The sequence below is a fragment of the Vibrio sp. 1078-1 genome, from assembly GCF_033340475.1.
The window spans coordinates 613,351-624,624 of record NZ_JAWOWM010000001.1 but is presented as its reverse complement, the minus strand read 5'-3'; the positions used below and the strand labels follow the sequence as shown (position 1 = coordinate 624,624).

At 44.1% G+C, this 11,274-nt stretch carries 13 protein-coding genes; 8 read left to right on the top strand and 5 right to left on the bottom strand.

Translation table 11 applies throughout. The features are described from left to right. The first annotated feature begins 223 nt into the window (after nt 1-223). Together R7190_RS02765 and R7190_RS02760 are read left to right on the top strand one after the other, a co-directional pair. Nucleotides 224-763 (top strand): redoxin domain-containing protein, encoded by a 540-nt coding sequence (locus R7190_RS02765; protein ID WP_054578683.1) that lies wholly within the window; start codon nt 224-226, stop codon nt 761-763. Between the two features lie 512 nt (nt 764-1,275). Beyond that, nucleotides 1,276-1,959 carry a hypothetical protein gene (locus R7190_RS02760; RefSeq protein ID WP_054578682.1) on the top strand — a complete coding sequence of 228 codons (684 nt, stop codon included), beginning with the start codon at nt 1,276-1,278 and terminating at the stop codon, nt 1,957-1,959. A gap of 195 nt (nt 1,960-2,154) precedes the next feature. On the opposite strand, the gene R7190_RS02755 is transcribed toward R7190_RS02760, so the two are convergent. Together R7190_RS02755 and R7190_RS02750 are read right to left on the bottom strand one after the other, a co-directional pair. Further along, entirely contained in the window at nt 2,155-2,520 is a 366-nt protein-coding gene (locus tag R7190_RS02755; RefSeq protein WP_005375456.1) for a winged helix-turn-helix transcriptional regulator, read from the bottom strand. A 167-nt stretch (nt 2,521-2,687) separates the two neighbouring features. Next, nucleotides 2,688-3,272 carry an NAD(P)H-dependent oxidoreductase gene (locus tag R7190_RS02750; protein WP_054578681.1) on the bottom strand — a complete coding sequence of 195 codons (585 nt, stop codon included), beginning with the start codon at nt 3,270-3,272 and terminating at the stop codon, nt 2,688-2,690. 270 nt (nt 3,273-3,542) lie between these two features. Here R7190_RS02750 and R7190_RS02745 point away from each other — a divergent pair, with 270 nt between their 5' ends. Then, a complete protein-coding gene (locus R7190_RS02745) occupies nt 3,543-3,884 on the top strand; it encodes an ArsR/SmtB family transcription factor (protein ID WP_005375451.1) in 342 nt (113 codons plus the stop codon). Nucleotides 3,885-3,969: 85 nt separating this feature from the next. Next, entirely contained in the window at nt 3,970-5,025 is a 1,056-nt protein-coding gene (gene arsB / locus R7190_RS02740; protein WP_005385145.1) for an ACR3 family arsenite efflux transporter, read from the top strand. Nucleotides 5,026-5,061: 36 nt separating this feature from the next. On the opposite strand, the gene R7190_RS02735 is transcribed toward arsB, so the two are convergent. Next, the gene (locus R7190_RS02735; protein ID WP_170890025.1) at nt 5,062-5,841 is read right to left on the bottom strand and encodes a helix-turn-helix domain-containing protein; all 780 of its coding nucleotides are present in this window, start codon (nt 5,839-5,841) and stop codon (nt 5,062-5,064) included. A 19-nt stretch (nt 5,842-5,860) separates the two neighbouring features. Then, the gene (locus tag R7190_RS02730; protein WP_047101665.1) at nt 5,861-6,394 is read right to left on the bottom strand and encodes a YbhB/YbcL family Raf kinase inhibitor-like protein; all 534 of its coding nucleotides are present in this window, start codon (nt 6,392-6,394) and stop codon (nt 5,861-5,863) included. A gap of 187 nt (nt 6,395-6,581) precedes the next feature. On the opposite strand from R7190_RS02730, the gene R7190_RS02725 reads away from it, so the two are divergent. The 4 genes from R7190_RS02725 (at nt 6,582) to R7190_RS02710 (ending at nt 10,559) form a co-directional block, all read left to right on the top strand. Beyond that, the gene (locus tag R7190_RS02725) at nt 6,582-7,373 is read left to right on the top strand and encodes a PhzF family phenazine biosynthesis protein (RefSeq protein ID WP_186585177.1); all 792 of its coding nucleotides are present in this window, start codon (nt 6,582-6,584) and stop codon (nt 7,371-7,373) included. A 207-nt stretch (nt 7,374-7,580) separates the two neighbouring features. Further along, complete coding sequence (locus R7190_RS02720; protein WP_005385136.1) at nt 7,581-8,531, top strand: HlyD family secretion protein; 951 nt, start codon at nt 7,581-7,583, stop codon at nt 8,529-8,531. Between the two features lie 4 nt (nt 8,532-8,535). Next, nucleotides 8,536-9,462 carry an ABC transporter ATP-binding protein gene (locus R7190_RS02715; protein WP_047101669.1) on the top strand — a complete coding sequence of 309 codons (927 nt, stop codon included), beginning with the start codon at nt 8,536-8,538 and terminating at the stop codon, nt 9,460-9,462. Next, nucleotides 9,462-10,559, top strand: a complete 1,098-nt coding sequence (locus R7190_RS02710; RefSeq protein WP_017635233.1) for an ABC transporter permease — start codon at nt 9,462-9,464, stop codon at nt 10,557-10,559. Before R7190_RS02715 ends, R7190_RS02710 begins: the two co-directional genes overlap by 1 nt. Before the next feature lie 109 nt (nt 10,560-10,668). Here the strand turns inward: R7190_RS02710 and R7190_RS02705 are convergent, their stop codons facing one another. Then, the gene (locus tag R7190_RS02705) at nt 10,669-11,040 is read right to left on the bottom strand and encodes a hypothetical protein (protein WP_005375433.1); all 372 of its coding nucleotides are present in this window, start codon (nt 11,038-11,040) and stop codon (nt 10,669-10,671) included. Between the last annotated feature and the right edge of the window lie 234 nt (nt 11,041-11,274).

Sequence of the window (11,274 nt, the reverse complement as noted above, 5' to 3'; positions counted from 1 at the left end):
AGCCTAACCTCAAGCAGAACTTAGCTCCTGATACTACACCCCCACTTCGTTGTATCTTAAGTTCTGCTTTTTCATCTTTTGCACTCTAATACCTTATTGCAGGTTACTAAAAGTTAACTAGTTGAAACACCGCAAAACAGAGTCTACATTGAAGTCTCATCCCCCAATCGCTTTGTTGAGAAAGGGGCATTCATGGATATACACCATCAATTCGGGAGTCAATATGGCAACTTCAGTGAAACTTAAAGCGGGCGACAGCTTCCCTCATCTTCAAGCCACTTTGCTAGATGGTTCAAACGTAACGTTGGGTCAGCCGCAAGGTGATGCGACTTGGCAAGCAGTATTCGTTTATCGTGGTAAACACTGCCCTCTTTGTACTAAGTACCTCAACGAGCTTGAGAGTTACAAACAGGCTTTCGCTGATGCTGGCGTCGATATTCTTGCCGTTTCTGGCGATTCAAAAGCACAACTAGAGGGGCATCTAGAGAAACTCGAAATCAGCTTCCCTATCGCTTACGGCCTGACCGAAGAACAAATGAAAACGCTAGGCTTGTATGTATCTATTCCTCGATCTGAACAGGAAACCGATCATAATTTCGCAGAACCAGGTCTGTTTGTGGTGAATGAACACGGCGACTTACACGTGGTGGATATTTCAAACAACCCGTTTGTTCGCCCTGAGCTTGGCGCGCTATCACGCGGATTGGCATGGATTCGCGATCCAAACAATAACTACCCTATCCGTGGCACATTGGATTACTAATATCTTCTACACCCAAGTAAACTTTCTATCCTTAAATAAGCTAGGATTCTTGCCTTAGTGAGAATAACTTGGAATACATATCAGATCCGTGAGATCTGATATGTATCAACAAGTTGGAAATAGAGTCCTTGTTCATTATACAACGCCTTGATGAAAAACAAGATCAGTGAAGCCCAGGCTCCCCTCAAACAACGTTAGTTATTTACTTCTAAGTCACTTTCACGATAAATACATGAAATTAAAACTAAAAACTTAGACTTAACGGATATATAAATCATAACGGTACCTACACAAGTAGTTGGCTAGCGATTATTATCCTATTGCAACTCAAAATTGTGCAAATCTAATAATTCATACCATAAATGAAAACATAGATACCGTAAGAGACAAAATAAAAGCAAACGATTAAATTACCAATAAAACACCGTTCAATTAAAATAAAAAACATTTCACTTTATAAAAATGTAATTAATCGTTATTTGCAATCACACATCTTAATTGAGAAATACAGTATGAATAAAATCTCTTTACTTTATATGGCCGTTTGTATCGGATTAGTTGGATGCGGTTCAGGAGGAAGCGACAACGATCCAGCAAAAGATATACATCCCACCATTTCAAATCCGGAACAAGTCAACGCAATGACGGTGGACAAAGGTCATTTCTATTGTTCTGTAAACCAACAAAAACTGGAACACGGAGGGACATCTGCAACTATGTCCTACCTGATTGAAAAGAAAAGAAATTCTACGGTTGTCGACGATTATGAATGTACCGAATACGGTTTAAAGAAAGGTGAGTCAATTATCGTCACTAAAAGTGCAATTGAAAACTTTTCATACTCAAAACATTATAAAAGCACGAAGAAGAATGACATTAATAGGTTTAAAATCATCTACCCTACAGGGCTTACGACTCCGATTAATAAAGATTATGAAAAAATTACGATCACGTATAATACGGAGAGACCTGACGTTAACATTAAGATAATTCAATATTTTGACGAAAGGTCTAAATTATATACCATCAAAAAATATGAAAGCCACGTTAACGACAACTCACCAATAGGTTTAGTTGAGAAAGAGGAATTCGATAAATATTCCGATTTTGAAAAGAAACTGGAATTAAATAGTGCTTTTTTAAATTCAACTGAAGTGAGTGATTTATTCTACAACTTATTAAGTATGATAAAATAATAACTAAAAATCAAAAACTTAAAAAGTACGATTATGCTCAAGTAGCTTCGATATGCCTGACTCGAAAGAGTACGTTGTTTTACGAAACAAATTACGATTTGAATGAAGCACATCTAAGTTACTTGGGTATAAACGGCGATGTATTGTTAATCAGCTTTCAAAAGAGAGTGACGTTTGCGATTAACTACTTTGGTCTTAACGAAGCTCAATTTGATGCTTTTCAGACCAAATTCGCAAATCATCAAGAATCTTAAGTGCGGTACGGCCGAACTCTGTTAGTTCATAGCTGACTGCAATTGGGCGGTCGCTGATCACTTTACGCACCACCATACCTTCCGCTTCTAGCTCTTTAAGACGTTGGTCGATCATCTTTTTACTTGCACCGCCTAGCATGCGTGCTAAGTCATTGAAACGAACTGGGCCGTCTTTCAAATGATAAATCAGAGAACCTTTCCATTTACCACCAATTAAACGCATCCCTTTCTCGATAGCACATGGCTCCGCACATACGTTCGCCACTGACTTACGACCTTTGCTATCTACACTGATTCTGCTTTCCACAATACACCTCAAGATACGCACCTAATCTAGGTAACGAAAAGTAAGCTAGATACATTTAGTGCTTTAGAGTAATAAAAACGTCACCTCGCCGCAAACAAATAAAAATGGACCGCGTACAGCAGTCCATCTCAATTCATCATTCAGTTCGCACTATCTTTCTAAAAGGATTAGAAGTTTTCGTTAATGTGAGCTTCGAAACGAACAAAATCGTTTTCGATATCTGCGTTCTTCATCACATCATAACAAGCGAATGTAGGTAATGCTGACATACCAAAGAAGCGGAAGTTAGCGTGCATGTGGAACATCAAATCGTCCACGCCTTTACCTTGGAATAGGTATTCGTTCTCATCATCAAACGATTCTTCTGGCGCGTTGAATGTCAGTGACAGCATGTATTTGCTGTTGGTTTGAGTGCCGCCTGTACCATAGTTTTTCTTTGGTTCTTCTGCGCTACGGCCATCGAATGCACATAGTGCGCCGCCCATACCCGCAGTAAACACGTCGTCCATGTATTTTTTGAATGACCAAGGCACAGACATCCAGTTGATTGGGCTTTGGATGATCACGCGATCAGCCCACTCAAAGTGTGCGAGTTGCTCATCTACGTTGATCTCATCTTGCATTGTCACAACGCGAACCTCATGGCCTTTTGCTTGCAGAAACGTCTGTGCTTTGTCGACAAGAGAAGCATTTAGACGACCTTCTGAATATGGTGATGGTTCGTGTGCATTGATGATCAGTACGTTGCTCATGGGATTACCTTTAAATAAGTTCACAAGATGACGCAGTAACCATTGTGCGTCGGATGTGGTTTATTATGGTAACCTAGAAATATAGTGCAATTAGTTAACTTTTAGTAACCTACTTAATTTTTTATTATATCACTGTTTTTAAAACATATATTTTTTCAATTTTTTATTCATCGTTATTTTACGATTAATTTTTTCATCGAGTTGTTGCATCTTCCACAGAGCAGGCGTACACTTTATCGCAATTCGACGATTAACTATTAAGGCCAGCGAATGAGTGATAAGTGCAAGGACACGTGCGAAGTTGTTTTTCAGACAACACAACAACAGCTCGAGAAAGAACAAACTCTCGCAGCGCAAGCAAAAGCTTTGTCGCATCCAGCACGTTTGCGCATTCTGCATATCCTGCACACGCTCGATACCATGGGCGGTTGTTTGAACAGTGATTTGGTTTCTGAACTGGGTCTTGCGCAATCTACTGTTTCCGAGCACTTGCGTATTCTCAAGCAAGCAGGCTTTATCAGCGCCGAGCCAAACCCACCTAAGGTGTGTTACCGCATTCAACGCGACGCGTTTGATCAGTTCAATCTAGGCTTTTCCAAGTTATTTGATTAATTCCCTTTGCACGCTGGTCAGGCGTGCAGAGATAAACTATACCTTTAACTATCGCCTTTCGACGATAAACGGATAAGAGAACACTATGACTACTCAAGTTTTAAATAGTGCAAGCGACAAAATGAGCTTCTTGGACCGTTACCTAACGGTGTGGATTTTTGTGGCAATGGCAATCGGTGTAGGTATTGGCGCAGCATTCCCTCAAGTTGCTGAGTGGAATGAGTCAATGTCAGTCGGCAGCACGAACGTACCGCTCGCGATTGGTTTGATTTTGATGATGTACCCGCCGCTAGCAAAGGTGAACTACAACCTGCTAGGTACAGTGACGAAAGATAAAAAAGCGATCACGCTGTCTTTAGTCATGAACTGGATTGTCGGCCCTATTTTAATGTTCATCCTTGCATTGACTTTCCTAGGTGATCATCCGGGTTACATGGTTGGTATCATTCTGATCGGTCTTGCTCGTTGTATTGCCATGGTATTGGTATGGAACGATATCGGTGGTGGTAACAAAGAATACGGCGCAGCCCTAGTTGCATTAAACAGCGCTTTCCAAATCGTAACTTACAGTGTGATGGCATGGTTGTTTATCACTGTGTTGCCACCAGTCTTTGGTTACGAAGGTTTCGTAGTTGATATCTCGATGATGGACATCGCGGAAAGCGTTCTTATTTACCTTGGTATCCCATTCCTAGCGGGCTTCCTAAGCCGCAAATGGCTGGTCGCTGCGAAAGGTGAACAATGGTACAACGACGTATTCATCCCACGCATTTCACCAATTACGCTTATCGCCCTGCTTGCGACCATCGTGCTGATGTTCAGCTTGAAAGGTGAAATGATTCTTGAACTGCCAATGGATGTATTCCGTGTAGCAATTCCACTGGCTATCTACTTTGTGTTGATGTTCTTTGTCAGCTTCTTCGTTGGTAAGAAAATGGGCATTGACTACGACAAAAACGCGTCGATTGCTTTCACGGCAACAGGCAACAACTTTGAATTGGCAATTGCGGTTTCTATCGCGGTGTTTGGCCTAAACTCAGACCAAGCTTTTGCTGGTGTCATTGGTCCACTGATCGAAGTGCCTGTGTTGATTGCTTTGGTGAATGTAGCATTGCGAATGAAGGCCAAATATTATGGCTAACCTAAAAAGCACAAAAAATACAAAAGCGGTAAAACATTAACTCACTACCGTTTTAATATACTCGCTGGGCGTTAGGCCGAACTTACTTTTAAAGCGTTGGCTAAAACGCCCCTCTGACTGATAACCACACAACTGTGCTAGCAGCGCAACGTTATACGAGCCATTTTGCATCAAGTAAAGTGCGTGATTTAGGCGCACTTCTGCCAATACTTCACGATACTGGGTACCTTCTTGTTTCAGTTTGCGTATCAATGTTGCTCGGCTCATAGCAAAGTGCCCCGCGACCATGTCTAATGGATGCTCCTCCCCTGGAGAGCGCGATAAGTAACGACTAAGTTTCTGACTAAAAGAGATATGTGAACTCGAGAACAACCGATGCAATAACCCTCTCTCAGCTAGCTGCTGATATAGACCCATAATCCAATAGCGTTGTGTCGCTTCACTTAAGCTTTCCCGCTCAAACGAAAACAAAGCATTTAACGTCGCTTGCAATGCTTTATCTATCTCAACAACGGGTACATAGTTTCCTAATGCGTTGCTCATGCTTAGCTCCAACATTTCATCGCTAGGCACACAGTGAAAACTGAACATTCGAGAAAGAAATCGCCCTTGTAGAGGAAGATTTTCAAAATTTAGGGATGCATTTGCTTCACAAAGCATGATATTTGGATGATGGATGTCGAGTACTTCGTCTTTCCAGAAAAGATGTTTACTCCCCTTAACAATCTGAATAAGGCTTGGGGAGTGAACCCTGACATTACGAAGCTTCTGCTGCTGCTCCGCACGAAACAGCGTAACCTGATATTGGTGACCCATTCTCTCCCCTTATATTCAATTATCGCGTGTAAGTCGTGGTTAATGTCGCTTTACCCAAAGCAACACTATTCAAAGTAAACCCTACAATGGCTGGTGGCGTGTTTTCATCCAAATTCAGTTCTTCAGTTGGCAATGCCCACACCGTAAACTGGTAACGATGCATCCCATCATTCTTTGGAGGACACGCGCCGCCGAACCCCGTTGTGCCGTAGTCAATACGAGATTCTTTGCCGCCTAACTTGTTCATATCAATGCCTCGAGGCAGCTCGCTAACGGTGGATGGAATATTAAACGCTATCCAATGCCAAAAACCACTGCCTGTTGGTGCATCGGGGTCATACACGGTGATCGCAAAACTTTTTGTGCCCTTTGGAGCTTCTTTCCACATCAATTGTGGTGATTGATTCCCGCCATCACATCCCCAACCAGAGTATTCAAATGTCTTCGCCATCGGGTGGCCTTCTTGAATATCTCTACTCACGAGTTCAAATGCATGGGTAGAACCGACCGCAAAAACACTCAATACCAAAACTGACTTGTATATCGCTTTCATGTTTTTCTTCCTTTCAATGAATTCAACACTAGTCTAAATACCCAGCAGTCCGAACCCTTGTCAGTAAGTATCAAAAACCACAAAATAATCTATAATTTTGACACTTTAAGATTCTAACACAAACTTCTTACTCTCTTAATTGCACTTGGTTTATGCTAATTAATCGCTCACGGAATAAGGAAGGAAAATGGAATTGGATATCTACGTGGTGGACGCCTTCACCGATACGCAATTCAAAGGCAACTCAGCAGCGGTGGTACCGTTAGAGGAATGGCTAGCCCCAGAATTGATGCAAAATATCGCGACAGAAAACAACTTGTCGGAAACGGCTTTTCTAAAATCCATTGGCGCAAACCGATATGAGATTCGTTGGTTCTCTCCTATAACTGAAATCGACTTTTGTGGACACGCCACACTGGCCTCGTCGTTAGTGCTGTTTGATGAGCTTGGCATTAATGGCACGATTGAATTTCATACTCTGGAAGTAGGAACCCTCACCGTAGAGAAGAATGCGCAAGGTAAGATCGAGATGACGTTCCCTGCTCGTCCTCCAAAAGCCGTTTCTGATATTCCCTCGGCATTGATTGAAGGCCTAAGTTGCGATGTGGAACGCGTACTGCTTAGCCCTCAAGCGTATTTCGTGGTGGTCGGCAACCAGCAGGAGGTACTTGAGGTTCAATACCGTTCAGAGCACCTCAAGACACTCGCTCCTTACGATGTGGTCATTACCGCGAAAGGCGATCAACAAGACTTTGTATCTCGTTACTTTTGGCCTGCAAATGGTGGTGACGAAGACCCCGTAACTGGCTCGATTCACGCTGGATTAGCACCGTTCTGGACAGAAGAATTAGGCAAGACGTCACTGGTCGCTTACCAAGCTTCTCAGCGCGGAGGTATTTTGCACTGTGAAGTTACTGGCGAACAAGTAAGAGTATCTGGCGACGGCGTGCTCTACATGAAAGGCCAGATTTTTGTTTAAATGATATTCATGTAATCAACTTAAAAGAGCCAAGTAAAGCACGGCTTCAGCAGGATAAAGCCAGTTTCAATAATTAATCAATTGATGAATATTGAAGGAATTAACTTCCTAGCCGGACAAAACTGACTCACGTTACACTGAATGCAGTCCCATACTCTTCTATAGCTTGATACGAGTTCGAGCTCACCTTCTTAGAGGAAGCGTCGCATGATGAAGCGAATCATTCTTGGCACCCTAGCCCTGACTCTTTTAACTGCTTGTTCCAAAGATGACGGACAGCAAGCCCTTGGCACACTAGAACGTGACCGCGTAACTTTTACTGCCACCTCTAGCGAGATAATTCGTGCCCTACCCATCAAGGAAGGCAGCCAAGTCACCGAAGGAGAAGTGCTGGTTCAGCTCGATACAAAGAACCAAGAAGCCGTTTTAGCTCACGCCGTAGCCGAACAAGCCAAGGCTGACGCCTATCTTTTGAAATTGACTAATGGTGAGCGACCAGAAGACATTGCCGCAGCGCAAGCACGTGTTGCCAGAGCGGAAGCTCAATTGGTTGAAGCGCAAAAGAACTACCAACGTAAAGCGGAGTTAGTTCGCAAAAAACTCATCAGCCAATCAGAGAAAGACACCGCTTTAGCAGCCAGAGATTCTGCCCGTGCAGAGCTAGACTCCTCACAAGAAGAGTTCAGCAAACTGACCGCTGGCTCTCGCCCTGAAGATATTGAACAAGCGAAAGCCGCACTCATGGCAGCAAAAGCCGATGTGGCACTGCAAGAACAGAAACTGGCAGAACTCACCATCACGGCCACGCGAGATGGCTTGTTAGATAACCTACCGTTTAACCTTGGCGAACGCGTCCCTGTCAATGGCGTGGTTGCTGTAATACAAGCAAGCCGCGTCCCATACGCTCGCGTTTATGTTCCAGCCAACTACCGAGTCGATTTTGTGCCGGGTAAAACGGTTAACGTGCATGTAGATGGCGTTGAGCAACCATATAGCGGCACCGTTCGTTGGGTTGCGACTGAACCTTCATTTACGCCTTATTTCGCGCTTACCGAGGAAGAACGCTCGCGTTTGATGTACCTTGCAGAAGTCGACCTTCAAGACTCAGCACAATCCTTGCCTTCAGGTATACCAGCGCAAGTGGATTTGGTGGAGTAAGCCAATGACCGAATACGCTATTCAAGCTGAAAATGTAGTGAAGAAGTTTGGTGACTTCACCGCCATCAACAACATCACGCTTAATGTGCCCAAAGGCAGTATTTATGGTTTTCTTGGTCCTAACGGCTGCGGTAAATCGACAACCATTCGTGTGCTGACGGGCTTGCTTAGCCCAAGTGAGGGCAACGTGGACGTGCTTGGGCTAGAGATCCCAAAACAATCTGAGCTTCTGCGCCTCAAGATTGGCTACATGACACAAAAGTTCTCCCTATATGATGACCTGACGGTTCAAGAGAATCTTGAGTTTATTGGACAAATCTTTGGTATGGAAACCAAGGCTCTGAAAGCTCGCATCGAAGAACAACTATCCACCTACGGTCTCGACCAACTACGTAAACAGCGCGTCGGCGGAATGAGTGGCGGGCAGAAACAACGCTTGTCTCTCGCCGCAGCCACCATGCACAAACCAGAACTGTTGTTTCTCGATGAACCCACATCTGCGGTTGACCCAGAGAACCGACGCGATTTCTGGGAGCAGTTGTTTGATCTCTCTGACCAAGGCACCACAATTTTGGTCACAACGCACTACATGGACGAAGCAGAGCGCTGTCATCGTCTGGCCATTATGGAAGCCGGGGAAATCCGCGCCGATGGTGAGCCAGAAGAGCTCATGGCGCAAATGGGCGTTAACATCGTCGAAGTCAAAGCGGATAACTTACGCGAGCTTAAAGAGAAAGTCATTCAGCGCGAAGAGGTACGCTCAGCCGCACAGCTCGGCATTCGCTTGCGCATTTTAATCCACCAGCACATCGAACAACCGATCGAATGGTTAACCCAAACCTTTCCAGAGCTTGAGGGCTGCGAGATGAACATTGCTCGCCCGAGCTTAGAAGATGTGTTTGTCAGCGTGACGGGGGAAGGCCGCCAATGATGAAATCTATTGCCCGTATGAAAGCGGTGATGATCAAAGAGATCCGTCAGCTTTCACGTGACCGCATTACCTTTGGCATGGTCGTGATGATCCCGCTAATTCAGCTTCTGCTGTTCGGCTTCGCTATTAATACGGATATTCGTAACATCCCCGTTGGTGTCGTTGATCAAAGTGGCAGTACCGCCGGGCGCGTGATTACCGAGTCCGTTAAAGTAACGCAAGTGGTCGATGTGGTTGAAACCTTTGCTACCGCTTCAGAAGCCGAGCAAGCCATTCAAGACGGTTTGGTGCGAGCGGCTTTAATTCTACCTAGCGACCTAACCCAACGTATGGTGCAAGGTCGAGAGCTTGGACAGTGGATTGTGGATGGTTCAGACACCATGATCAGCTCTGCGATTCTCTCGCTACAAACCATGCCGTTAACGGATTTTGATTTTGAGATACGCCCTGCCCCAACCAAAACCTTTGAAGTTGCGCTGTATTACAACCCGAGTCGGCGCTCGGCGGTGAACATTGTCCCTGGTTTATTGGGCGTGATTCTGACCATGACGATGATCTTGTTCACCAGTGCAGCCATTGTTCGAGAACGAGAACGCGGCAATTTAGAGTTACTGATTACTACGCCAATTCACTCCATCGAACTCATGGTGGCGAAGATCATTCCGTATATCTTTGTTGGTCTGATTCAGGTGTTTATCATTTTAGGATTGGGGCACTGGATATTTGGCGTGCCAATAAACGGCGCCATTAGTCAGATACTGTTTGGCACGCTGCTGTTTATCGCCGCGAGTTTAACCTTAGGTTTGGTGATATCCACCATTGCGACGACACAGCTTCAGGCCATGCAGATGACGGTGTTTATTCTTTTGCCATCGATTCTTCTGTCCGGATTTATGTTCCCTTATGAAGGAATGCCCGTCGCGGCACAATGGATCTCAGAAGCCCTGCCTGCCACTCACTTTATGCGCATTATTCGTGGTGTGGTGTTGCGTGGTGCAGATTTAATGGAGCTATGGCGAGATACAGTCTGGTTACTTGGATTCACTGTTATCGGCCTTATTGTCGCTTCATTTCGCTTCAAAAAATCACTCGACTAATCCCACGATATTGCGTTCATTCCTTAAAAACAAAAATAGCCCCAACGAAGGGCTATTTTTTGTTTGTGTATTCATACACTGTGCTATCGAGCTCAACTCTCAGACAATATTAATAGTACTCACCGTAGGAACAATCTCGTAAATCGGAAATATTGTAGTTTTTCAAAGAGTTTATTTTAAAGTTGAACACTACCTGTTTACAGACAACGCCTTCGCGATCCGTGTACGTGATAATACCTTCACTGTACGCACGCTGACCATCAGAGGATGTCACGTCAGCAACAAGTTCCAAATGGCCCTTATGCGCGTCTACGCGATTCATCATCTCAAACACATCTACCCACTCTTCGCGATTTGCCATTTGTATTAGCATGGACTTCGCCTGTGTTTCCAACTGCTGGGGGTATACATAATAACGGTTGTAACCAAAGTATGCGCACATAAGTAATAAAACGAGTGCAAATGAGGTTGTTCTTGTCATACAAGCTTCCTCTTGTTGTTATAAAAATCTTGCTTCGTTAATTCAGTATAGGAAGCGAGCAAAGTTTAGGTTATAGAACTTGCCCAAATAACAGAGGACAGTCAGAGACAGTCAATTCTATGACAAGCTCAACAACAAACTTTATTGCACTCTCATCATGGGCTTGAACAAAAATACGCCATAGAGACAGTAAGAAGTAAGAAGTAAGAAGTAAGAAAGGAAAACTAACCGGAG